The organism is Candidatus Neomarinimicrobiota bacterium (genome assembly GCA_041154365.1).
GTDB classification, from domain to species: domain Bacteria; phylum Fidelibacterota; class Fidelibacteria; order Fidelibacterales; family Fidelibacteraceae; genus Fidelibacter; species Fidelibacter multiformis.
Genome location: AP035449.1, coordinates 2,505,183 through 2,529,697 on the forward strand (window position 1 = coordinate 2,505,183; position 24,515 = coordinate 2,529,697).

At 48.0% G+C, this 24,515-nt stretch carries 16 protein-coding genes and 1 tRNA gene; 15 read left to right on the forward strand and 2 right to left on the reverse strand.

Annotated features, from left to right (window positions below; all coding sequences use genetic code 11):
• Window positions 1–14: 14 nt before the first annotated feature.
• The 4 genes from strainIA91_RS10670 to strainIA91_RS10685 all read left to right on the forward strand — a co-directional run bounded on the left by strainIA91_RS10670 (window position 15) and on the right by strainIA91_RS10685 (window position 4,814).
• Window positions 15–452: a CGGC domain-containing protein gene (locus strainIA91_RS10670; protein WP_400166762.1), complete on the forward strand. Its 438-nt coding sequence runs from the start codon at window positions 15–17 to the stop codon at window positions 450–452.
• A 10-nt stretch (window positions 453–462) separates the two neighbouring features.
• Window positions 463–1,401 (forward strand): radical SAM protein, encoded by a 939-nt coding sequence (locus tag strainIA91_RS10675; protein WP_400166763.1) that lies wholly within the window; start codon window positions 463–465, stop codon window positions 1,399–1,401.
• A gap of 531 nt (window positions 1,402–1,932) precedes the next feature.
• A complete protein-coding gene (locus tag strainIA91_RS10680; RefSeq protein ID WP_400168265.1) occupies window positions 1,933–3,399 on the forward strand; it encodes a pyridoxal-phosphate dependent enzyme in 1,467 nt (488 codons plus the stop codon).
• Window positions 3,399–4,814: an 8-oxoguanine deaminase gene (locus strainIA91_RS10685; protein WP_400166764.1), complete on the forward strand. Its 1,416-nt coding sequence runs from the start codon at window positions 3,399–3,401 to the stop codon at window positions 4,812–4,814. The genes strainIA91_RS10680 and strainIA91_RS10685 overlap by 1 nt, the downstream gene beginning before the upstream one ends.
• 47 nt (window positions 4,815–4,861) lie before the next feature.
• On the opposite strand, the gene strainIA91_RS10690 is transcribed toward strainIA91_RS10685, so the two are convergent.
• Together strainIA91_RS10690 and strainIA91_RS10695 are read right to left on the reverse strand one after the other, a co-directional pair.
• Complete coding sequence (locus strainIA91_RS10690; RefSeq protein WP_400166765.1) at window positions 4,862–7,855, reverse strand: fibronectin type III domain-containing protein; 2,994 nt, start codon at window positions 7,853–7,855, stop codon at window positions 4,862–4,864.
• A 44-nt stretch (window positions 7,856–7,899) separates the two neighbouring features.
• A complete protein-coding gene (locus strainIA91_RS10695) occupies window positions 7,900–8,955 on the reverse strand; it encodes a glycoside hydrolase family 3 protein (protein ID WP_400166766.1) in 1,056 nt (351 codons plus the stop codon).
• 1,245 nt (window positions 8,956–10,200) lie between these two features.
• Here strainIA91_RS10695 and strainIA91_RS10700 point away from each other — a divergent pair.
• The 11 genes from strainIA91_RS10700 to nqrF all read left to right on the forward strand — a co-directional run bounded on the left by strainIA91_RS10700 (window position 10,201) and on the right by nqrF (window position 23,765).
• Window positions 10,201–11,664, forward strand: a complete 1,464-nt coding sequence (locus strainIA91_RS10700) for an Ig-like domain-containing protein (RefSeq protein WP_400166767.1) — start codon at window positions 10,201–10,203, stop codon at window positions 11,662–11,664.
• Entirely contained in the window at window positions 11,664–13,832 is a 2,169-nt protein-coding gene (locus strainIA91_RS10705) for a TonB-dependent receptor plug domain-containing protein (protein WP_400166768.1), read from the forward strand. The genes strainIA91_RS10700 and strainIA91_RS10705 overlap by 1 nt, the downstream gene beginning before the upstream one ends.
• Before the next feature lie 4 nt (window positions 13,833–13,836).
• Window positions 13,837–15,744, forward strand: coding sequence for a sigma 54-interacting transcriptional regulator (locus strainIA91_RS10710; protein ID WP_400166769.1), 1,908 nt, complete (start codon window positions 13,837–13,839; stop codon window positions 15,742–15,744).
• A 310-nt stretch (window positions 15,745–16,054) separates the two neighbouring features.
• Window positions 16,055–17,761 (forward strand): transposase, encoded by a 1,707-nt coding sequence (locus strainIA91_RS10715; protein WP_400165908.1) that lies wholly within the window; start codon window positions 16,055–16,057, stop codon window positions 17,759–17,761.
• 126 nt (window positions 17,762–17,887) lie between these two features.
• Window positions 17,888–17,960, forward strand: a tRNA-Ala gene (locus strainIA91_RS10720).
• A gap of 104 nt (window positions 17,961–18,064) precedes the next feature.
• On the forward strand, window positions 18,065–19,411 hold the full coding sequence (locus tag strainIA91_RS10725; protein ID WP_400166770.1) for a Na(+)-translocating NADH-quinone reductase subunit A: 1,347 nt from the start codon (window positions 18,065–18,067) through the stop codon (window positions 19,409–19,411).
• An 8-nt stretch (window positions 19,412–19,419) separates the two neighbouring features.
• A complete protein-coding gene (locus strainIA91_RS10730; protein ID WP_400166771.1) occupies window positions 19,420–20,595 on the forward strand; it encodes an NADH:ubiquinone reductase (Na(+)-transporting) subunit B in 1,176 nt (391 codons plus the stop codon).
• The gene (gene nqrC / locus strainIA91_RS10735; protein ID WP_400166772.1) at window positions 20,582–21,262 is read left to right on the forward strand and encodes an NADH:ubiquinone reductase (Na(+)-transporting) subunit C; all 681 of its coding nucleotides are present in this window, start codon (window positions 20,582–20,584) and stop codon (window positions 21,260–21,262) included. The genes strainIA91_RS10730 and nqrC overlap by 14 nt, the downstream gene beginning before the upstream one ends.
• Window positions 21,262–21,891 (forward strand): NADH:ubiquinone reductase (Na(+)-transporting) subunit D, encoded by a 630-nt coding sequence (locus strainIA91_RS10740; RefSeq protein ID WP_400166773.1) that lies wholly within the window; start codon window positions 21,262–21,264, stop codon window positions 21,889–21,891. Before nqrC ends, strainIA91_RS10740 begins: the two co-directional genes overlap by 1 nt.
• A gap of 8 nt (window positions 21,892–21,899) precedes the next feature.
• Window positions 21,900–22,511 carry an NADH:ubiquinone reductase (Na(+)-transporting) subunit E gene (gene nqrE / locus strainIA91_RS10745; RefSeq protein ID WP_400168266.1) on the forward strand — a complete coding sequence of 204 codons (612 nt, stop codon included), beginning with the start codon at window positions 21,900–21,902 and terminating at the stop codon, window positions 22,509–22,511.
• Window positions 22,512–22,535: 24 nt separating this feature from the next.
• Window positions 22,536–23,765 carry an NADH:ubiquinone reductase (Na(+)-transporting) subunit F gene (nqrF, locus tag strainIA91_RS10750; protein WP_400166774.1) on the forward strand — a complete coding sequence of 410 codons (1,230 nt, stop codon included), beginning with the start codon at window positions 22,536–22,538 and terminating at the stop codon, window positions 23,763–23,765.
• Window positions 23,766–24,515: the final 750 nt, after the last annotated feature.

A 24,515-nucleotide genomic window follows, 5' to 3' on the forward strand; every position in this document is an offset into this window, starting at 1 on the left:
GAAAGCAAATCGTCATGAAAATTGGTATCATTATTTGTGATCGGTATAAGTCATGTGCCGGTGGTAAATGTTTTCGGGCTATGGAGAAGTGGGATGGCGGATTCAGCATCTATTCCCATGATGAACCTTTGATTCTGGGGGGATATACCAGTTGCGGTGGGTGCCCGGGCGGAAACATCGAATATGCCGTGGATGAAATGATAAAAAACGGGGTTCGTGCCGTCCATTTCGCCACCGGTTTTATTGTTGGATATCCCCCATGCCCCTATATAAGCTATTTTAAAAAGTTCATTGAAAAGAAGTATCACATTCCGGTCGTCGCAGGAACTCACCCAATCCCCCGGAAATATTGGATCATGCATGAAAAACTGAAGACCTGGGACTCTGACGAATGGCGGTTATTGATTCAAGCGACAACAGCAGATGAAACGTTGCGCAAAGCCTACGATTGAGAGACAGACCATGTTTCAAACACTCTTTGGTCCCGTTCCTTCCCGGCGTCTGGGCATGTCACTCGGCATCGATTTGGTCCCCCTAAAAGTTTGCTCTCTAAACTGCGTCTATTGTGAAGTCGGACCTACGACAACCCTGACTCTTGAACGAAAAGAATACATTCCTTTCAACCAGGTCAAAAAAGAGTTGACGGAATTTTTTCAATCGCAACCCGATCCTGATTATATCACCTTTTCCGGTTCCGGTGAACCCACCCTTAACAGCCGAATCGGAGATGTACTGATATTGGCTAAAACATTGCGTCCTGAGATTCCTGTTGCTGTATTAACCAACGGAACCCTCTTGTACGATCCGGATGTAAGACATCAAATTCATAACGCCGATGTAGTACTCCCCTCATTGGATTCAGCGACAAAGACCGGCTTTTTAAAAATCAACAGGCCTCAGAAAAACCTGAAACTTGAGGATTATATTCAGGGACTCATCGATTTTAGAAAAGAATATCCGGGTCAAATCTGGCTGGAAGTCTTTATTCTCCCCGGGTATAACGATTCAGAAGAAGAATTAAAGGCTTTGAAACAGGCTATTCTTGAAATAAACCCGGACCGGATACAATTGAATACATTGGACAGGCCGGGAACGATAAAAAATTTACACAGTGCGTCCCGCCAGGATCTCCAACAAATCATTGATTTTTGGGCTTTGGATCATGTAGAAATTATTGCCGCCGCCCCTTTGCGGAAAAACATCCCATCTTACCGGGGAGATATTGAATCCACCATTCTTCAGACCATAGCCCGCCGCCCCTGCACAGCCCTCGATTTATCCCAGCTCCTGGGTATTCACATGAATGAAGTCAATAAATACCTGGATGTCCTGGACGCTGAACATAAAATTGAATCTATCTCCGGGGACAGGGGATTTTTTTATCAAATATCAAAAAAATAATTCTGAATTTTGAAGTCTGGATTCTGAATTGAATTTTTTAATGATGATCCCGTGAAATTCCCAATCTTGATTGGGAGGCCTATTTCACGGGGGATTGATTCGATTGAATAGATTGATTGGATTGGTTTGATTGGGAGATTGGCATTTCGCTGCGCTCAGCATCTCCGCCCTCTCTGCACTATAAAGAACATTCTCTGCGTCTCTGCATCCTCTGCGGGAGGAAAAAAATCCTCCGCGCTCTCCACACTCTCTGCACACCCTCCAAAAACATTCTCCGCATCTCCGCGCCCTCTGCAGGAGGAAAAAAATCCTCCGCGCTCTCCGCACTCTCTGCACACCCTCTAAAAACATTCTCCGCATCTCCGCGCCCTCCGCGGGAGGAAAAACTCAAAACTCAAACTCAGTGGCAGGACACGTCCTGCCCCTACAACTCATCACTCTCCACTCTCAACTCTCCTTTATTCTTACTGCTTGTAACCCCAAAGTTTGTTAATTTCCAGGGAAACGTTATTCATAAGAAACGAGGAAATGATGATTGATCTGACACTGAATCCCACACAGTTGAAACAAACCGTCCAACGATGTAAAGAACGGGATATTATTATTCCAACCTTTGAACAGATGAAAAATCCGGAACGAATCCCTGATCATATAAAGGAAGAACTGAAATCCATCGGACTCTGGGATGTTCATCCAAGAAACCTCTTCAGGATCACGTGGAAAAATGAGCCGGTCCCTGAAGGTGGTGGTTTTAATGGCGTGAACTATATCGAACTTCCCCCGGAACTCACAGAAGTGAAAGCCCGGATCATTGCGCTGGTGGGACGGTGGTTCCCCACCGGATCCCATAAAGTGGGAGCAACCTTCGGCTGCCTGGTTCCCCGACTGGTGACGGGACAATTTGATCCCACCTCCCAGAAGGCAGTCTGGCCTTCCACGGGAAATTACTGCCGCGGAGGAGCCTATGACGCCGCCCTTCTGGCTTGTGAATCTATTGCCATCCTCCCGGAAGAAATGTCCAAAGAACGCTTTGAATGGCTCTCCCGTGTCGCCGGCGAAGTCATCGCCACGCCGGGCTGCGAAAGTAATGTAAAGGAAATTTTCGACAAATGCTGGGAACTGAAACGGTCCCGGGGAAGTCATGTGGTAATTTTTAACCAGTTTGATGAATTCGGCAATCACCTGTGGCATTACGAAATCACCGGCCGGGCTATGGAAGAGGTGCTAAAAAAGGAAATGAAACCCGGGGACCGTTACTCCGGTGTGGTATCGTCCTCCGGTTCCGCCGGGACTCTGGCCTGCGGCGATTACCTGAAAGAAAAATTTCCTGCGTCCAAAATCACTGTGGCCGAAGCTCTCCAATGTCCCACCCTCCTTAATAACGGTTTCGGAGGTCACCGCATCGAAGGCATCGGCGATAAACACGTCCCCTGGATCCACAATGTGAAAAATACCGATTTTGTCATCGCCGTGGATGATGAACATACCATCCGCCTCATGCGCCTTTTTAACGAGGAAAAAGGCAAAGAATATCTAGTCAACCTGGGAGTTAAACCGTCCCTTGTTGAGAATCTGGATCTCCTGGGGATTTCATCCATCGGGAATATGGTGGCGGCGATTAAATATGCCAAATACAATGAACTCACAGAGAAAGATATCGTCCTGACCGTTTTCACCGATTCCATGGAACTCTATAACTCCCGCATGCGTGAAACCCATGAGAAATATGGTGAATATTCCCGGGATGATGCCATCAGGGACAGTGAAATTCTGAATCAGATCACCATTGACAATATGCTGGAACTGGATTACTACAGCAAGAAACGCATCCACAACCTGAAATACTATACCTGGATTGAACAGCAGGAAAAGCCTCTGGATGAACTGAATGCCCAGTGGTATGACGCGGAAACATACTGGGGTTCCATTCATCAAATGGCCCCAAAAATTGATGAATTGATCAAAGCGTTTAATGAAAAGACAGGACTGTTGAAATAATGTCCATTTTGATTAAAAATCCCCGCCTGGCCTGCCGTATGAATAGTGACTGGAAAGATGGCGGTGATCTGCTGGAATCCTTTTCCGGCGGACACATTTATATCGAGGACAATCAGATCATTTCGGCCGGTTCTGAACCTTTTACCGGCCATGCAGATACCACAATCGACGCATCGCGCATGGTTGTCCTGCCGGGATTAGTCAATACCCATCATCACTTTTTTCAAACATTGACCCGGAATGTCTTGGCAGCCCAGGATTCGGAACTCTTCGACTGGCTGATCACCCATTATGAAATCTGGCGGGGAATCAGCAGTGAAGCCTTTTATATAAGTGCCAAAACCGCTTTGGCGGAGCTTCTGAAATCCGGCTGCACCACCAGTTCGGACCATTTGTATCTCTTCCCCCGTGAAGCAGAAACAATTCTCATTGACCGGGAAATTGAAGCAGCCCGTGAACTGGGAATCCGTTTCCAGCCTACCCGGGGTTCCATGTCCATGAGTCAAAAGAATGGCGGGCTCCCCCCCGATGACGTGACCCAGACGGAACAAGAGATCCTGGAGGATACGCTTCGCCTGATCAAAACCTATCATGATCCGTCTCCCGGTGCCATGACCCGGATTGCCCTGGCGCCCTGCTCTCCCTTTTCCGTGACCCGTGAACTGATGAAACAAACGGCAAAAATCGGGAAAGACAACGGGGTGCAGATACACACCCATCTGGCAGAGACAAAGGATGAAGAAAATTTCTGCCTGGAAAAATTCGGCCAGCGGCCTTTTGATTACATGGAATCCCTGGGCTGGATCGATTCCCACGCATGGTTTGCCCATTCCATCTATCTGAATGAAGGTGAAATCTGTAGGGGCGCAAAATCGGGTATTGGTGTGGCACACTGCCCATCTTCCAATATGCGACTGGGTTCCGGCATTGCCCACATCAAAGAGATGCTGAAAGCCGGTATCAAGGTGGGAATCGGTGTGGACGGATCCGCCTCCAATGATTCATCCAACATGCTCATGGAACTTCGCCAGGCCATGCTTCTTTCCCGGCTTCGTGAACCCGAATCCCGCCTGACTGCCGGTGATGTGCTCTGGATGGGAACTGTCGGCGGAGCCAAAGCCCTGGGACGGGATGACATCGGCCGGATCCTTCCGGGAAAATGCGCAGATCTGATTATGATCTCCATGGACCGGCTGGAATATGCCGGGGCTCAGCACGATCCGGCGGCTGCCCTGGTCTTTAATGTGGCCATGGAACCGGTAGATTATTCCATTGTGAACGGAAAAATCATAGTGGAAAAGGGTATTATTCAAGGCTTTGACGAGGCATCCCATATTGCCCGCCATCAAACCCTGTCAGACCAGCTGGTGGCCAAGGCCCAAAAAATCCTCCCGGATAAAAAACTGACCCGGTAACACACGCCACCGGGCCAGAAAAAATCTATTCATTCAATTTTTGAATATTACTTAAACAGAAACTTTAATACAGCATCCATCAGGGTATTTCGGTCTGCTTCTTCAAGAATTGTTTCAAAGGGGAATCCCATGACCACGTGGCGGTAATCACCGTCGTAAGCCACGGCGGCGCTGTAATAATTATCCCCGTAGCGCAGGATGGTTGTGGCCAGGGAATCTACAGGATCGATGGCATCCACGGCTTCCGCCTGGTAGATCTCCGGATGATAACGGGTGTTGAAAGAGAGGGTCGTGCCGTCTTTCAGGAATGCATCCTCAAAAGAGATGGCTTTTCCGCCCCATTCGGCATAGGAGGATGCCAGGGTGAATTTCAGCACATCCATGGCAAACAGACTATCCGCTTTGCTCTTTCCGTTTTTAAACAAATCCGTCCCCACATACGAACCGGAGATGAACATCTTCCCGCCACCGGTCAGATAATCTGTGATCAGGGACTGAAGCTCCGGATCAAAGGTTTGAAAAGCCGGTTTCATACCCGGAGACGGTCCGGGGGTGCTTTTTTCCTCCCCGAGAATCAGGATAACCGCCGGGACATCCTTCAATTTGTCCGGAAATTTTACAATGGCTTCATCAGAGGTGGAAAGGAAGCTGTATCCTGCCTGGAGGATGGATTGGCCATACACTTCAGGGAAATTATGGGTATTTCCCGGTGTGACTTTTTGTTCATGATACGCCATACTGGCCCCGTGTCCCGGTGCATCGTTGGTCAGGAAGGGAGATGAGGGCGCCCAGTCCGTTTGTCGGCCTGTAAAGAGATAATCCTTTCCGTCTGCCACCCCCATATCCATAAAACCGGCAAATCCTTCAAAAATATTCGTTTCAACCGTCGCCGGACCGCTGACCCGGTCAAACCCGTTAATCACCCAAACTGTTGTATCGGAACGGGAAGAAAATCCGGCAGACAGTATTTCGGACGGAAAACTTTCACCACCCGTATTCACCGCTGTCACTTTGAAGGAGTAGATTTTATCCATTTCCAAACCAGTCACTATGAATGAAGTATCCTCAACCGGCCGGCCGTTATCGAAGGCTTTTCCTTCCTCACGGATATAGACCCGGTAGGATTTTGGTTCAGCCGTGGGTTCAAGGGGATCGCTGACCGGTTTCCATTTCAGAACCAGGGTCCCCTTTTCCGGACTCTCCATGGTAAAATGATCCACGGGCAGGGGCTGAACCACATAAGGCCGGTCATACTGATCGGCGATAAATTTCAGCATGGCCTTATAAATGGAGCGGCTGATGTCGAAGCGGAACCTGGGATCCCAGGTAAATTTCATGTCGTAAAAATTCTGATGGGATAAAAGCTCCAGGAGTCCGGCAGGCATGTTAGGGCGATACGCTTCGGAATACATGCCCTGCATCAGCTGCCGGCGGGTCCAGAACGGGTCATATTTTGCCCGGATATCATTGACAATCTGGGTTTGGAGGATATCGGCATAATCCCGGCTGGCGAGTCTGGATTGTCCGTCAGGAAATTCGCGGTTATTCTCTTCATCAAACATGCTGTAAATGGAGAGGGTTCCCACGGAACGGCCGTCTTTCCGGATTCCCGCATCCGTATGAAAGGCAAAACTCAAATCCACGGGAATGCCCAGTCCCGGCGCATCGCGGTTTACATTGGGACCATAGGGTGCTCCTTTCAGATAATTCGCCCATTCGCCCCGGCTTTTATAATCATCGTTGTAATCCAGCGTATCGTCATGGAAATCATAAACCAGGGTATCCGGCATGCCGGCAAATTGAAGATAATATCGGGAAGCTTCAAGCCACCGGGGCCGGCCACTGAGACGGCCATTCCGGGCCACATCACCCATACCTCCGCCGAATTTCACTGCATCGGCAGTTATCATCCGTCCCCGGCTCTCTGTTTCATTCGTCAATACGATTGAACCCTTTTCCGGATTTTGGCCGGCATCAAATTCAAAATAATCCAGGAAGATCCAGGTTCTGCCGCCTATAGTCTGGTTGACGGCAAATTCAGTCTTCCCCCCTTTGTGATACACGGTATACCGGGCATCGGTTACATTTCCCGGATGGTGCTCATAAGAGACATACACGGCATAACGCCCTGCTTCAGGTATATCAGGAATCCACCGGATTTGGGCCGTTGCCACCGAATCGGCTTCAGTCCGCCGGATGGTTCCGAGCCGGAAAGGATTCACATTGTGTTCATAGGGGGGATTCCCTATCGCAAATCCGGGAATTTCACTGTTTCCCCAATCCCCCTTTTCCCGGTAGGATAAAGAATCGGAAGAATCATTATCTACAATCACCTCATGGACCTGCGTATCCCGTTCCCGGGCCACGAAAACGGTACCGCCTGCATTTTCCAGCATGGGAATGATATAAGGGATCATGAACGAGAGGGGCAGTTTATCCTCCACCGTTTCAAACAGCCGGGGGCGTTCCCATTCCCAGCGATCCTTTTTCAGGTTGTAATACCATCCGTGACTGTGCCACAGCGCGATGGCATTTCCGGAAAGTCCTGAATCCGGATTTACCTGCTTACTCAAATTACGCACCAACGGTTCTGGACGGTCCACCATCGTACCCCGGCGGGCCGGATCGGTTTCTGTTGAATCCCGGTAAACATTGGGGACCAGCTCGGAAATGGGTGTTTCAAGGGTGTATAATGTCACGTTCCATTTCCGATACCACCAGCCCAGATCATCTTTTAACGCATCATATATCATCGTAACCCGCTCCGGGCGATAGGGGAAATAGGAGAAATATTGGTTTAAATAGATTTTCATGGACTGTGTTTCTTCATCAAGGAGAACGCTGTCCACCCGGGACTGTTGACCGATATAGGCCGGGATTTCCGGTGTTTGAAAAGATTTGAGAAATCTTTCTGTCCGGATCACAATTCGCCGGGTTTTCCGGTCCATGCTTTTAAAATCGTAGGCTTCTTTTGAAACGGGCATCATAGAAGCACATCCGCCAAGTGCCAGTGCCAGTAGTATGAGTATGTGTTTTTTCATAATATCTCCCTGTCAAGAGTATAAGATGTTCCGTGATCGTCAGGTTACACTCTATATGATTTCAGACCTTGTTTCAATCTCATAATCCGTTCAAAAGAACGATCAATCACTGATTCCTGAATCCGTCCCTTCCGAATCCCTTCCCGGATCATGTCCATAATCCGGAGGGCGATTTCGGGATCATAGTGATTCGCATTGGCAATGGCAAGGATATCCACTCCGGCATTCAGGGCCAACTCCACGGCTTCCGCCTGATCGTAGTGGTCATGTATGGCAGCCATGTTCATATCATCGGATATCACCACACCTTTGAATCCCAGCGTATTCCGAAGAAGATCCGTCAGGATTTTCCGGGAAAGGGTTCCGGGAAAATCAGGGTCCAGTTTCCGATTATAGGCATGGGCAGTGAGAATAAAATCGGAAAATCCTTCTGTAATCAACGTTTTAAAAGGATCCAGTTCCCATTCACGCCACCCTTCTGTGACATCCACCAGTCCGAAGTGGGAGTCATTGGTGGAGCTTCCGTGTCCTGGAAAATGTTTTAGGGTGGAATAAATTCCCTGATCATGAAAGACTTGAATCATAATCCCGGCATGTTTTGTAACAATTTCCGGATTGTCGGAAATACACCGTTTCCGAAGACCCAGTGCCGGATTTTGGGGATTCACGTTCACATCCACTACCGGCGCCAGATTGACATTGATCCCAAGTTCTTTCAGCAGCTTTGCCCGCCTTTTCGATTCCTCACGTGTGAATATCTCATCATCCCGATCCCCAAATTCAGATGCGGAACACGCAGGAGGAAAACCATATTTTTCTTTCAGGCGGTTCACACTGCCGCCCTCGTGATCAAGAGCGATAAATAGAGGAATATCTGCGGTATTTTGAATTTCCCGGGTCAGGGCTTTCAATTGTTCCGGACTTTCTACATTACCCCGGACAGGGGGACCGAAAGGGCTCACATCATCTAAAAGAACCACCGATCCAAGATGATGGTCACGGATAATTTTCCCGATATGTTTATCTTCCGAAAGACTTCGTCCCCGAAATCCGACCATCAGCAACTGACCGATTTTTACATCCCTGGAAAAGTTCGGCATCGTACCTCCTGATAATTCACCTGATAATTTGGCACAACTCTATTACAAATCAAAGGAGTTGAGAGTGGAGAGTGATGAGTTGAGAGTTTGAGTTTTTCCTCCCGCGGAGGGCGCTGAGATACAGAGGACTTTTATCCTCCCGCGGAGGACGCGGAGATGCGGAGAATGTTTTTAGAGGGTGTGCAGAGAGTGCGGAGAGCGCGGAGACTTTTTTCCTCCCGCAGAGGGCACAGAGATGCAGAGAATGTTTTTGGAGGGTGTGCGGAAAGCGCGGAGGATTTTTTTCCTCCTGCAGAGGGCGCGGAGATGCGGAGGGATTTTGGGTGATGCCTCCCGCAGGGGGCGCAGAGATGCGGAGGGATTTTGGGTGATGCCTCCCGCTGAGGGCGCGGAGACGCGGAGAGTGTTTTTATATTGCGGAGGGCGCAGAGACGCGGAGATTATTTTTTATATATCGCAGAGGAAATTTGGGAGCACGGAAGGTATGAGGGTATAAGGGCACGATGGGGAGAGGGTGCAGACCTGTATCTGCCCGAAATATTGGCACCTCGATATGCCGGCCAGTCGGCGGCCTACTCAACGACCGGGATGATTGAAATAAAGCCTCAATCTGTTGTTTTATTCGATAATACATATATACGAATAACAATATTATCTTGCATTGTGTCGCATTTCGGTGTATTTTACCCCCGGGGTGGGGGGCGCTACCTAATCGAAATCATATATCTCGTTTCACTTATAGCCTTTGCAGTAATTGATTGCAAAATCATCCAATGAATAAAAGTCTGAAAATCTGCAATTTTCTAAAAACATACACTCAAAACTCAAGACTCCAACTCAGAGGCAGGACACGTCCTGCCCCTACGACTCTCCACTCTCCACTCTCCACTCATTCAATGTATTTTACCCCCGGGGTGAGGGGAGTTACCTAATCGAATTCATATATTCCATCTCTCCTATAATCTCATCTTCAGTTCAGCTAAACACAACAATCTAATAAAATCAAATCCCCTCGTGAAATATTCCAATAAATTCGGTCCCTTTTCATGGGGCAGACAATCCCCTGTGAAATACGCTGCGCTCATTTCACGGGGCAAGCAATCCAGTCAATCTATTCAATCGAATCAATCCCTCCAATCTCCTCGTCACTGATGACTGTCGACTGATGACTGCCGACTGTCGACTGTCCACTACCTCCCCCTACTTTCCCTTTTTAATTTCGATCTTTGACATTAATTTTTAAACATGCGAAAAAATGTGATTTTGTTCATATCCGTCATTTTCCTGTTTGCCTGCGAATACCGGGATGAGGTCCCTCCGGCAGTACATATTGCACGACCGGAAGATGGACAAATGGTGGCGGATAACATGGAAATTCTTGTGGCAGCCACGGATAATACATCCATCCGGGATGTGGCTATAACTCTTGATGACCATTATATCACTGATGTCACAGGGAATCCCTTTATGCGCGCCAGGTGGGACAATCACACACTGGATGACGGACGGTTCCATATCCTCCGGGCAGTAGCAACAGACCGGGAAGGTAACAGTTCAGACTCTCCGCCGGTCCGCATTCTGGTCCACAGTATTCCCACATCCGAATCCCCCATTACCCTACACGCTGATCCGAAAGGGTTTTCATGGCTGTCCATCTCCGGCGAACCCTATGACATCAGCCTGATCAATCCTGAAATTCCTGCAGATACGCTGGAAGGCTATACGGCATATCCCGATACCTTTCTCTCTGTCAATCACCTCACAGATCTCCTCATCCAAATCCGTCCCCACGACACCGATACGGTTACTTATGAACGTTATGCAAGTTTTGCACCTTCCTTCGTATTTCTCGATATTCGGGATGACAGATTTCAATCGGCGTACATCCGGAGTATTCAAACACCTTTCATACGCCGTATCACCCATGAAAAAACTATTTACAGTGTCCAGACTTTCCCCGGCAGAGATCAGGTGAATTACCTTCTTTCTGACGGCTTGTACCAGTCTAAATCAGACGGTTCGGGATTTGAACGCATCCAATCGGGCAATTTTTTCCGGATGGATGTGAACCACTACACCGGTGATATCCTCCTCCTGTCCTATCAAACCGTACTGATCTGTCATCCGGACGGAGAAAGTAAAGAGATTCCTTTCAAGGGATATCCAAGGGACATTCGATGGTCGTCCCGTGGCGAACGTATCCTCCTGACGGGCATTCCCTATAAATTGGAACACCAGAGGATTTACGAAATCGACCCTCAAAATCCGGATCAGATCACACGGCTTTCTCCAAATGAGGATATCCGGCATTATTCATTTCCCCTTGATATTGACCCGGGGAATCATACCCTTTTCACATCGGATAGTACTGTATACCATTTAAATCATGCAGACGGATCTGTTCGCACACTTGCCCGTTTTGACGGAGATATCCTTCAGATGGAAGGAGATCCGGAGGGCCGGCAATTTTTCATTGTCCTACGAAAACAGGGTTTTATGGTCGGGGATACCCACTATGATGTATTCTCACTCTCCTGGCCCGGATTGGAAAAGAGACTGATCCTGTCAGAACCGGCTGAACCGGATCTTCGTCTTTCACCTTCAGGCGAACATCTTTTGTATAATCAGAATGGACATCTTTGCATTTCTGATGACGAGGGACAAAATGAGCGCATCCTTGAAAACACCGGTTACGGACAGGACTGGTGATGAAATATAAACACATCTTCCTGTTTCTTATTTTTACAGTTACTCTGCTTCAGGGAGAAACGTTCCGTGTGATGGATAAAAAAACGGGGGCTCCGCTGGCAGGTGCCAACGTTCTGATCGTGGGATCGGAAAAAGGAACGGTATCCGATGAAGAGGGTTATTTCACCCTGAAGAACCTGGATCCCGCGACGGAAATCCGCATCACGTATATGGGGTACTATGCCCTGGAAATCAACTGGAGTAAATTGAAAAACCAGACAATCGTGCCACTGATGCCTACCGCCATTCCCATGGGACAAATCGTGGTGCTGGGGGATCAGAAAGACTGGACCAAAGAAGAAGTCACTACAAACATTCGTCTTTTGGAAACGGAGGAGTATCTCCGCTTTGGTGTAACAGGTCCGGCTGATGTGCTTGCCATGGAAGCCTCAGTGCAGATTACGGGTCCACCGGATGGCAGCCAGTATATCTCTATCCGGGGAAGCAATGCCGACGAAGTGCTCATTGTCTATGATGGCCTCCCCCTGAATACTGAATTCAGCGGCACCTTCGATCTGTCGCTTCTGAATATTTACGATATTGAATCTTTTCAGATCCTTAAGGGAAGTCATTCCACGTTGTTTGGTTCCGGTGCTTTTGGAGGAGTTGTAAACATCACACCGAAAATTTCCGGGGACCGGCACCTGGAACTTTTCGCCCGGGCTGACGAGTTGTATGGACAGGATGCCGGGACAAACATCTATCTTCATCTGAAAGGGCTCGACACCCGTTTAGGAATCATGTCCAAGACTTATAAACTCCAGGACCAGCCCATTGTCCGGCATGAAACCTTTTATTCACTTCTCAGCCGGTATCAATTTGAAAATGATAACCTTTTTTCCGGAAAAATCCTCTACCGGCCGGCCATGTCCGGAGGAACCACCCTGCCCTATGCCAACGAAGAAGAACATGGTATTGCTCATCTTTCATTTAACGGATCCCTGGGATTTCTGAAAGATATTCAGGCAGAAATGGCCTTTAAAAATTATCGGACCGAGTCCTTTTTTGTTCAGGATTCCTACCACCGGAAAGCTGTCAAATCTGAAGAAAACAGAATCTATACATTGGGAAAGAAGCTGCTGTTCCCCTATGGATCCCTGCAGCTCAGGGCGGATATGAACGGGTCTGAATATGCCGGAACCCAGATGAAAAAGGGATACTATATTGAACCGGTGGTCTATCATTACGAGGATATTCTTACAAAGAAAGCTTACGACGGGGTAGGCATCCTGAAATTAAAGGATGAGACGGGTTATTCTCTTATTGAATGGTTTGAGATTGACATTGCCCTCCGGCTGGACCGGCAGGAAATCCGGAGTGAAAAACACGGAGAGGGCATGGAGTATCCCATCTTCCGTGAAAAAGAGTACAACTGGCAGAAATTCTCCCGAAAAATGAGTTTTTCCGTGAGTTCGCATCTGAAAAACAGTGATTACGTGCTGTACGTCCTAAGTGGGGATAATGTTCGTTTTCCAAAGTTGGATGAATTGTACCGGTCCGGATTTACTGAACTGGGGGCTTTTCAGGATTGCACCCTTGTTCCGGAGCGAAATGTCTCGTTTGAACTGGGAATCAACGGGACGGGCTATCCTCAGGGGACATGGGGTTTTCTGGATAAAGTGGAATATGCCTTTTCATATTTCAACAACCGGTATGAAAACAAAATTTACGAAGTCTATGCCATGCGGAAAGATCCCACACCGGTGAATTCGGTAAACCCCTCGGAGATTCATGGTGTAGACCTCTCCCTCACCGCCACCACCCTTCACGGTGCATTGGAAATCCAGGGAGGGTCCATGCTTTTGGATATCAGTGACATCCGGGTTTTTCAAAACAAACCTGAATACCGGCATCAGCTTGAATTCCGCTTCCATCCCTGGAAAACACGATACCGGATCCGCCTGTTTTTGGAAGGGCGCCAAAGTTATTACTACAGCCAGACAGAAGGCATTATTTATCAGGGTGAACTGGAGGGTCGTAAAAATGTGGACATGTACATTAGCCGGGATTTTAAAACAGGTCCCCTGACCTGGACAGCCGGCGGGTCGGTCAGAAACCTTTTTTCAAACCATGCAATTTCGTACCTTGACCGGCGGTATTGGATGATTTCACTGAATATGACCTGGTAGCACTATGTACATTCCAGAAAAACCCTTGGATACCGGCAGAATCGCCATCGAAAAAGCCCGTTTCCTGAACGGCCAGAAACCTTCACCGGATATTGTCCGGGATTTTATTCTGGATTCCTGGGAAAGATCCAGAATTTACGGCATAACCCTGGCACCATCTCCTGAACCGGAAAGGGCTGCCGAAGGTGAAATCCGGCGGCGCATGCAATCGCTTGCCCCTTTTATCGAACTGTTTGAAAACGTTCGGGAAAGCCTGGATATCCTTTTAAAACATAAAAACATTCCTGTCACCCTGATCTGGGTGGATGTGGCAGGAACCGTCATTAAAACGGATGGAGAATCTCCACTGTACCGGACGGGCATACGGGTAAGTGAACGGGATATAGGAACCAACATCGCCGGGACCTGCATCACTCTGAATCAGTCCATGGTGATGACCCAAAAGGAATTTTTCCAGAGCCACTTTCACGACAGCATTTATGCCGCTCATCCCCTGAGAGACGCCGAAAAACATGTGGCAGGATGCTGCATTCTGGAGATGCACACAAGCACCTATGATCCGGAAGCGGTTCGGATGTTTCTGCTCATCGGTGATTTGCTGAACCGGCAAAGAATCCAGCATACACATTTACATCAAGTACAGGAACGGGAATCTGTCCTTTTAAGGATTTTGGACCATATCCCTTCAGGAATCATGGTCCTGAACACATCCGAGCAAATCACCTTCATCAATCAGCAGGCCCGGAAACTCTTTGACCTGAATCAGAAATCGGTGGAAAAACGTTACCTGCAATCCATCATCCGGAAAGGGCTTGTCCCGGGAGATCTGATACGCCTTGAAAAGGAATTTTTATACCGGGAACATGTGCTAACCTACGGAAATCAGTCCAAAACTTTTTTTGTCTCTTCAGCCCTCATAAGAAACCATGAAAAGACAATCACCGGATTACTTCTGGCTTTTTCCCCTGTTGAAAGCATTACCTGTCTCAGACCGGCCCGGGAATCATCCGTACCGTCGCAGATTCCACTCCAGGATATTCTAAAAAACACGGCATATCAAAAAAAAATTCAGAATGCTCTTCAGGATTTGGGCAGATCCCCCTGGGATATTCTCATCACAGGCGAAAAGGGACTGTTTAAAACTGAGTTCGCCCGCCTGATTCATGCCGGATCTCCCCGGGCATCGGGACCTCTGACGATTTTTGATGTCGCCGGACATCACTCTTTAGAAATCCGGGATCTCCTTTGGGGAGAATTTAAAACGAACCCTGAGAACAATACGGGACAGTGCCTGATATCCAGGTCCAACAGTGGAACACTTGTCATGAATCATGCAGACCGGATGAAAGAAGATCTTCAGGTGGATTTTTACCATTTGCTGCGAAACCGGGAATTGCCGGATCATACAAAATTCAATGTACGATTTATCTGTATCACCGGGGATGAAAAACCCGGTGGGTTTATTCCGGAACTGGCTGCATTCTTTGATAAAGGACAGTTGTTGCCGGATCCGGTAAGAAGTCATGCTTCGGATATAGAAATCTTTACAGACAATATCCTGCACACTTTATCATCCCGGTTCCATTTGCCCGCCCCGGAGGTCTCTCCGGCCGTCCGGCAGATCTTTTCCCTGTACGGCTGGCCGGAAAATCTGGAAGAGATGCAGGATGTGCTGGCAACAGCCCTGTTGAAACACCGGCCCAAAATCCTGGATGAAAATCATTTGCCCGGACGCATGAGAAAATTAAAAGCTCCCACCTTTTACAAAGACCTTAACGCACAAAAGAAAATCCGTGAAATGACAGATGTCCTGAAAAGCAGCGGCGGAAACTGCAAAGAAGCAGCAAAACAGATGGGCGTAGCCCGGAGTACGTTTTACGAGTGGCTGGCTAAATATAATATACCGCATTGAGAATGAAGAATGATGAATGATGAATGATGAATTAAATGAAGAGTTATGAGTTTGGCTTTGTTTGTCAGATATGGTATTTAGGTTTTGATCATATCTTTTTTTGTTTAAGATATATTCGAAAAGCATAGCTGATCACAGAACCAAATTCATAATTAAATAATTGATCCCACTCCGAAAAGTCGACAGCCATGCTCGGGTACAGGCGTTATGACAGGCGTCAAATAGTCTATAAGTCTTTGATAATCAGTAATATAACTTGATATTGTTGATAAAATATTGTAAAATATGAGCAATATTTTAAGAGGCAAAGATGTTCAAAGAGACAGAGTCCAGTCGGCCGGTAGAGTTGTTTGGTGATGTAGAGAACCTGTTAGAATGGAACAAGAAGAAGCTGAAGAAATACCGTGATGAGACGCGATGGCACAATCAATTCCGGTGCATGGTCTATGATGTCATTGACGAGACGCCTTACCGGATATTGTTTGATGCGCGGATGGGCGCACCGAATGCCCCAGTAAAACAGTTGGTATCCATGATGATTATCAAAGAGCTGTTTCGCTGGAGCGACAGTCAGTTATTTGAGCAGTTTGAGTTTAATGTTTTGGTCCGTCGCGCCATCGGAATCGACACGCTCACGGAAGATATCCCGGTTCCCTCCACCTATTACTTATTCCGAAAGCGGATCTATGAGCATGGTAAAGAGACGGGCGAGGAATTGCTGGAAGAGACTTTTTCCCAGATAACGGAAGCACAAGTTCGTGAATTCAAGGTGGATGGACGGCGTATCCGGATGGACAGCAAATTACTGGGGAGCAATATAGGCTGGTACAGTCGTTATGAGTTGGTCCACAAGAGTTTTGAGATGTTTTATCGGGGGCTAACCAAGAGTGATAAGCGTTTTCTACAGACGCGGTATCGGACAGAGATCAGTCGTTTGTTGGGAGAAGAGGCAGAGAAGGTTGTCTATCGTCATAACCGTGATGAAGTCAATGAACGCCTAGTGCGTTTAGGTGAATTACTTTATATGGTCATCCGTCATTATAAGGGAAAAAAGGAGGAATCATTCCGGGTATTGAAGCGGGTCTTTGAGAACCAATATGAGGTGAATGAAGAGGAGAAGATTATCTTACGCCCGAAGGAGAAAATCCCCCCGGATAGTGTTCAATCGCCCCATGATCCGGACTGCACCTATCGGGGCAAGTCAGGAAAGAAGGTGAAGGGGTATCATGCGAATGTGACAGAGACCTGTGGAGAGGACTTGCATTTAATCACGGATATCCGGATAGAGGCCGCCAGTTGCGGGGAGGCCCGTTTTTATAAAGAGGCGGTGGAAGGCAGTGAAAGAGTCACGGGTCAAAGGGTAGAACATGTGCATGCTGACGGGGCTTATTACAGCGAAAGTAACAGCCGGTACTCGGAAGAAAGAGACCTTGATTTTGTGGTGACCGGAATCAAAGGAAGTGAGCCCCGATATCTGATCCATGAAACACACGAAGGGTATGTTGCCGTGGACCGCGAGAGCGGGAGCGTGTATGAACTTCATAAAGCAGAGACGTATCAAGACTCGGAAGAAGCACGATATTATATCCGAACAGACTCCGGCCGGAAATACTTTAGCAGTCTGGCCATATACACTGCTTTGCAACGTCAAAAACTGATATCCCGTCCTGAAAGAGAACTGCAGATCCGTAATAACGTGGAAGCCACGATTGGTCATTTTGCTTATGGACTTCTGAATAATAAAACACCCTACCGTCGAAAGCAGAAACAGCAGATGTGGGCTTATTGCCGGGCGATGGCGGTAAACATCAAACGAATCGCGGGATACGTACGTCCAAAAAAGCCGTTTGAAGAGCAAAAAGCAGCATTATGTGCACAAAAGGTTCAAAACACAGTCCCATCCACCCCTTGCTTTTTCATTTTTTCCTCAATCGGTCGCCATCTGGCTAATTTTTATGGCTTTTTCCAATCCAATCCCTCGATTTATCCGAAAACCCCCGTATTTATACAATTATAACCGTATTTTTTAATGGGGTTTTCGGAGGAGGCTCAATAATTCAATTCATCATTCATCATTCTTCATTCATCATTCAAATAATAACTATGAATTATCCGGATAATTTTTAAATTTCTATCCAGATATGGGGCTATAGCTCAGCTGGGAGAGCGCGACGTTCGCAATGTCGAGGTCAGGAGTTCGATCCTCCTTAGCTCCACAAAACCCATCCGTCACACGAATAGAATCTCATCTTGAAAAATTCTGCGCCGGGTCATTTTATTTTGTATATTTTTTCAGCTTTCAGAGGGAGAGGAACAACACATGGCAGAGATTACCATCACCCGCGGTTTTGATATTCCCATGACAGGTCAGGCACGAAAAGAGCTGGATATCCTGCCGGATACCCCCTTGGTTGCCGTCCTGCCAGATGCTTTTCACAATATCAAGCCCAAACTTCTTGTGCAGGAAGGCGATACGGTTTTGGCCGGTACTCCGCTCTTTTTTGATAAACAGGAAGAACGCTTCCACTTTTGCAGTCCCGCCAGCGGAACTATCAAAACCATTCACTATGGCGAACGGCGGAAGATCGAACACATCATCATTGAAACGGACGGAAAAAATAAACACGTCTCTTTTCCGGCACGATCTTTAAAGGATCTTGAAAAGGCCAATCCGGAAGATCTTCAGGAAGACCTGCTGAAAGCCGGTTTATGGCCTCTTTTGAGGGAACGGCCATTCAATCGAATAGCCCGGCCGGACAAAAAACCAAAAAGCATTTTTATCTCCCTCATTGATACAGCCCCCCTGGCGGCCGATCCCCTCTTCCTTATTCAGGGGAAAGAAGATTTGTTTATCCAGGGGATTACATGTTTGAAAAAATTTACTGACGGACCGGTTCACATTTGCGGAAACGGTACCACAGACCTGGAAAAATCCCTGAAAGGGGTTGAAAAGCATGTGTTCACCGGTCCACACCCTGCCGGTAACCCGGGTGTCCATATCCACCATATTGATCCCGTCAACCGGGGAGAATCGGTTTGGGTGGTCCGTCCCCAGGATCTGGTCCTGATTATGTCCTTTTTGACAACCGGTGTTTATCCCCAACGTATCCGGGCGGCTGTAGCCGGTGAAGCTGCTTCCAATCCCCGCTATGTGGAAATCCCCTGGGGTGCCCCTCTGACCCAGGCCATGGGAAAAATCTCAAAAGATGCCGATGTCCGCCTGATTGCAGGAAATGTTCTCACCGGTGAAAAAAAAGAGAAAGACGGATATTTCGGATTTTACGACACCCTTCTCACCCTCATCCCGGAAAACCGTGAACGCCGGTTCCTGGGATGGATTACGCCGGGGTTAAAAGCATTCAGTTATTCCAAAACCTTTTTAAGCGCCCTGTTTCCCCAAAAGAGCTACTCCTTTGATACAAACCGGCACGGGGGACACCGGGCTTTTGTACAGACCGGTCTTTTTGAAAAGGTGGTTCCCATGGATATCTATCCCGATTACCTGATCCGAAGCATTTTAGCGGAAGACATACCTGAAATGGAAGCCCTTGGACTTTATGAAGTGGTTGAGGAAGATCTGGCCCTCTGTGCTTATGTGGATCCATCGAAAAATGATATCAATGCAATTGTACGTCAGGGACTCGATCTCCTGGAACGGGAGGGTTGATTGTGAAAATGATGCGAAAACTCTTTGATACACTCCGGCCTTACTTTGAAGAAGGCGGCCGTTTTCACGGACTCTGGTTTCTCTTCGAAGGCATTGAATCCTTTACCTTTACCACCGGGAAAGTCACGGACGATGCCCCCCATATCCGCGACCATCTGGATATCAAGCGCCTAATGTCCATGGTGATCATCGCGTTGATCCCTGCCATTCTCATGGGTATTTACAACACAGGACTTCAGGGACTCATTGCCGACGGGATTTCTGTCACGTTTTGGGGTGCTGTTTTTCGGGGACTCCGGGTTGTGTTGCCCATTATCATTGTGTCCTATGCCGTGGGCGGGTTCTGGGAAGTGCTTTTTGCCGTGATCCGAAAACATGAAATTAACGAAGGGTTCCTGGTGACGGGCATGCTTTTTCCCCTGGTCCTTCCTCCGAATACACCCCTTTGGCAGGTTGCCCTGGGCATCTCCTTCGGTGTGGTTATCGGGAAAGAGGTCTTCGGAGGAACGGGCATGAATATCTTTAATCCCACGCTGGTGGGACGGGCTTTTCTCTTTTTCTCCTACCCGTCCGGGTTTTCCGGTTCAGCCCCCTATATGGCGGCACGATCGGTGGATGCCGTAACCAGTGCGACACCCCTGGCGGTAGCATCGGCCACTCCTGCGGGAGAATCGGTCACAACCTCCCTCATGAATTTCTCCCTGAATTACGATTTGAAAACTTTTTTAACCGGACTCTATCCCGGATGTATCGGTGAAACATCGGCCATCGCCATTTTGTTAGGCGCCCTTTTCCTTCTCATCACCCGGACGGCAAGCTGGCGGTCCATGGCCGGTACAGTTATCGGTGCTTTCCTCACCGTTTCTCTTTTCAATATCCTGGCAAAGCCCGGCTCCAATCCCATGATGCACCTGCCCTTTCAGTATCATATTCTCATGGGAGGATTTCTATTCGGAACCGTTTTTATGGTGACGGATCCCGTATCGGCGGCCATGACGCGGACAGGGAAATGGTTTTACGGGCTTCTCATCGGTGTGATGACGATTCTCATCCGGGTGGTCAATCCGGCCTATCCGGAAGGGATGATGCTGGCGATCCTCTTTGGGAATCTTTTCGCCCCCCTCTTTGATTACTACGTGGTGAAAACCAACATGAAAAGGAGGTTGAATCGTGCACAGCAATAAATACACCCTTCTTTTCGCCGTGATCGTGACGGTTCTGGCCAGTCTGCTTCTGGCATCCGCTGCCACCCTCCTTAAACCCTACCAGGAACGGAATGAAGAACTGGATTTAAAAACCAATATTCTGAAATCCCTGGGACTTGTGCCTGAAGAAGGCTTATCCCCTGAGAAAATCGAGCAGGTATATGCCGACTCACTGGAAGAAATTTTTGTTACGGAAAACGGTAAACTCTCGGATTCCGGAGAATTGCCCGTTTACCTCCGGAAAAACAGGGCCGGTGATCTGGTTGCTCTGGCCATCCCCGTTTCAGGCAAGGGACTCTGGTCCACCATTTATGGTTACCTTTCTCTTGAACCTGATTTTGAAACGGTCCGCTGGGTAACTTTTTACAAACACGGGGAGACGCCCGGACTCGGCGGTGAAATCGAAAAAGAGTGGTTTTCAGAAAACTTTGCCGGAAAAAAGATCTTCAGTCCGGATGGAGAGCTGGTTAGCATCCGGGTCGCCCGGGGGGATGCAGAATCATCCGTTCCCCAAAATCAGCTTTTTCACACGGTGGACGGCATCAGCGGAGCAACACTCACGGGAAAAGGTGTCACACAATTTCTCCGGGAAGATCTGCAAAAGTACGAAGCCTGGTTTAAACACCGGAAAAAGGAGGTGGATTAATGTCCCTTTTATCCTCCACCCATAAACGGGTTTTAAAAGATCCGATTATCGATAACAATCCCATCAATAAACAGGTTTTGGGTATCTGTTCGGCCCTGGCTGTAACCGTTCAGGTGAAAACCGCCCTGGTGATGACCCTGGCCGTGATCTTTGTTCTGGCTTTTTCAAACCTTTTTGTGTCCCTGCTCCGGGAAAAGATCCCCTCAAAAATCCGCATCATTGTGGAACTGACCATTATTGCTTCTCTGGTGATTTTAGTGGATCAGGTTTTACGGGCTTTTTTGTATGATATCAGCAAACAACTCTCTGTATTTGTAGGGCTCATCATCACGAATTGCATTGTCATGGGACGGGCCGAAGCCTTTGCCATGCAGAACAAACCCATTCCATCCCTCCTGGACGGTATCGGGAACGGACTGGGATACGGCATGATTTTAATTCTGGTCTCCATCGGGCGGGAAATTCTGGGAAGCGGCAGCTTTTTCGGGATCACTTTGATTCCATCTGCAGCGTATGAAGCGGGATATCAGAATATGGGACTCATGGTTTTAGCCCCGGGGGCTTTTATCCTGTTGGGACTCATTATCTGGCTCCAGCGGACCCTGTTTAAATACTCGGAAGAAGAGTGAGGTGAATGATGTTTGAACACTATCTGAGCCTGCTTGTCAAATCCATTTTCGTGGAAAATATTCTCCTGGCATTCTTCCTGGGGATGTGCTCGTTTCTGGCCGTCTCGAAAAAGGTGGAAAATTCGGTGGGACTGGGATTTGCCGTGGTTTTTGTTTTGACAATCACCACGCCTGTAAACTGGCTGATCAATCATTTCCTCCTGGAGGATGGAGCCCTGGGCTGGGCAGGGCTGCCGGAAGCGGATCTGAGTTTTCTCCGTTTTATTGCCTTTATTGCCGTCATCGCCGCCATGGTCCAGCTTGTGGAAATGATCCTGGACCGCTTTAGTCCGGCCTTGTATGCGGCACTGGGAATTTTTCTCCCCCTTATCGCCGTCAATTGCGCTATTCTGGGTTCCTCCCTGTTTATGGTGGAACGTTCCTATACCTTCGGTGAATCCATCGTTTTCGGTTTCGGCGCCGGAACCGGCTGGATGCTGGCCATTGTGTCCATGGCGGCCATCCGGTACAAACTCCGGTATTCAAACATTCCACAGGGCTTGCGGGGACTCGGGATCGCCATGCTGGTGACGGGACTCATGGCTGTGGCTTTTATGAGTTTTTCCGGTATCAGCTTATAACCTTAAAATGAACGGAGACGTGTTTTGACAACATTAGGCGTCTTACTTATCAGTACTCTTGTTTTTGTCGGCATGATTGTTGTGCTGGTGCTGATCCTTATCGCCGCCGAATCCAAACTGGTGTATAAAGGCGATGTAAAAATCACCATCAATGAGAATGAGGAAAAAAGCATCACCGTCCCGGCAGGCAAAACCCTGCTGAACACCTTGTCCGACCAGAAAATATTTCTCCCTTCGGCCTGCGGCGGCGGCGGGACCTGTGCCATGTGTAAGTGCCAGATCCTTGAAGGTGGCGGTGAAATCCTCCCTACGGAAACTAGCCATTTCTCCTACCGGGAACAGAAAGATAACTGGCGCCTATCCTGCCAGGTGAAAGTCAAAAACGACATGTCCATCCGGATTCCGGAAGAAATTTTTAATATTCAGAAATACACTTGCACTGTGGCGTCCAATAAAAATGTGGCAACCTTTATCAAGGAACTGGTTATGGATCTGGATGAGAATCAGCGACTGGATTTCCGGTCCGGAGGATACATTCAGATCGATATCCCTGAATATGAGTTGAGTTTTAAGGATTTTGACATTGATGAGCGGTTTCGGGAGGACTGGGAAAAGTACAACTTATTTGATTTACAGGTAAAAAATCCCGAGCCGGTTTTCCGGGCTTATTCCATGGCCAATCATCCGGCAGAGGGACAAAAAGTCATTTTAAATGTCCGGATTGCCACACCGCCCCGGGGAATGGACGTTCCCCCCGGCATTGCCTCATCCTGGATTTTTAATTTGAAGCCGGGTGATAAAGTCACCATTTCGGGTCCTTACGGTGAGTTTTACATTAAAGATACGGACCGAGAAATGTGTTTTATCGGCGGAGGTGCAGGGATGGCCCCCATGCGGAGTCATATCTTTCATCTTTTCCACACGGAAAAAACAAAACGGAAGGCCACCTTCTGGTATGGAGCCCGGTCCAAACGGGAAATGTTTTATGATGAGGAATTCAAGGCCATTGCCAAAGAACACCCCAACTTTTCATACCATGTGGCCCTGAGTGATCCCTTACCGGAAGACAAATGGGACGGACCGGTGGGATTTATCCATCAGGTGGCCTTTGATGAGTACCTGAGCAAACACGAAGACCCTTCAGAAATAGAGTATTACCTTTGCGGCCCGCCCATGATGCTGGATGCGGTGCAGAAAATGCTGTACAACCTGGGTGTGGACGAGGAAAATATCGCGTTTGATGATTTTGGATAGACAAGATGGCAGGTTGACAGTCGGCAGTCATCAGTCGAAAGTCAGTATCGAGTAGCGAGGTGCGAGGAACGTGAGAACGTGAATTTGCAGGGGCGAACCTTGTGTTCGCCCAAGAGCTATCATCAGTCGACAGTCGTCAGTGGACAGTTGGCAGTAGTTAGTGGATTGATTCGATTGAATAGATTGACTGGATTGCTTGCCCCGTGAAAAGGGACCCGGTTTACCGGGATATTTCACGGGGGATTGATTCGATTGATTAGATTGGAGAATTGACCTGGTTGAAACACCGGGAGCAGCGATGCTAACTTCAGACAGGCCGCAGCCTGTCCCTACATCTCGACACACATCAGGAGCGCAGCGACGCTAACTTCCAACTTCCACCTTCTAACTTCTTTAATAGAATTGGCGATTAATTTGATTTAGCACAAGGATTATAAGAGAGATGGGATATATGATTTCGCTTAGGTGACGCCCCCACCCCGGGGGTAAAATACATTGAATGAGTGGAGAGTGGAGAGTGGAGAGTCGTAGGGGCAGGACGTGTCCTGCCTCTGAGTTGGAGTCTTGAGTTTTGAGTGTATGTTTTTAGAAAATTGCAGATTTTAAGACTTAGATTTTCAGACTTTTATTCATTGGATGATTTTGCAATCAATTACTGCAAAGGCTATAAGTGAAACGAGATATATGATTTCGATTAGGTAGCGCCCCCCACCCCGGGGGTAAAATACACCGAAATGCGACACAATGCAA

Excerpts from the sequence above, each read along its gene's own strand:
- strainIA91_RS10680 (WP_400168265.1), top strand. The coding sequence starts at position 1,933 with ATGATTGATCTGACACTGAATCCCACACAGTTGAAACAAACCGTCCAA.
- strainIA91_RS10670 (WP_400166762.1), top strand. The coding sequence starts at position 15 with ATGAAAATTGGTATCATTATTTGTGATCGGTATAAGTCATGTGCCGGT.
- strainIA91_RS10700 (WP_400166767.1), top strand. The coding sequence starts at position 10,201 with ATGCGAAAAAATGTGATTTTGTTCATATCCGTCATTTTCCTGTTTGCC.
- strainIA91_RS10730 (WP_400166771.1), top strand. The coding sequence starts at position 19,420 with ATGATGCGAAAACTCTTTGATACACTCCGGCCTTACTTTGAAGAAGGC.
- strainIA91_RS10695 (WP_400166766.1), bottom strand. The coding sequence starts at position 8,955 with ATGCCGAACTTTTCCAGGGATGTAAAAATCGGTCAGTTGCTGATGGTC.
- strainIA91_RS10705 (WP_400166768.1), top strand. The coding sequence starts at position 11,664 with ATGAAATATAAACACATCTTCCTGTTTCTTATTTTTACAGTTACTCTG.
- strainIA91_RS10685 (WP_400166764.1), top strand. The coding sequence starts at position 3,399 with ATGTCCATTTTGATTAAAAATCCCCGCCTGGCCTGCCGTATGAATAGT.
- strainIA91_RS10690 (WP_400166765.1), bottom strand. The coding sequence starts at position 7,855 with ATGAAAAAACACATACTCATACTACTGGCACTGGCACTTGGCGGATGT.
- strainIA91_RS10740 (WP_400166773.1), top strand. The coding sequence starts at position 21,262 with ATGTCCCTTTTATCCTCCACCCATAAACGGGTTTTAAAAGATCCGATT.
- strainIA91_RS10715 (WP_400165908.1), top strand. The coding sequence starts at position 16,055 with ATGTTCAAAGAGACAGAGTCCAGTCGGCCGGTAGAGTTGTTTGGTGAT.
- strainIA91_RS10725 (WP_400166770.1), top strand. The coding sequence starts at position 18,065 with ATGGCAGAGATTACCATCACCCGCGGTTTTGATATTCCCATGACAGGT.
- nqrE (WP_400168266.1), top strand. The coding sequence starts at position 21,900 with ATGTTTGAACACTATCTGAGCCTGCTTGTCAAATCCATTTTCGTGGAA.
- strainIA91_RS10675 (WP_400166763.1), top strand. The coding sequence starts at position 463 with ATGTTTCAAACACTCTTTGGTCCCGTTCCTTCCCGGCGTCTGGGCATG.
- strainIA91_RS10710 (WP_400166769.1), top strand. The coding sequence starts at position 13,837 with ATGTACATTCCAGAAAAACCCTTGGATACCGGCAGAATCGCCATCGAA.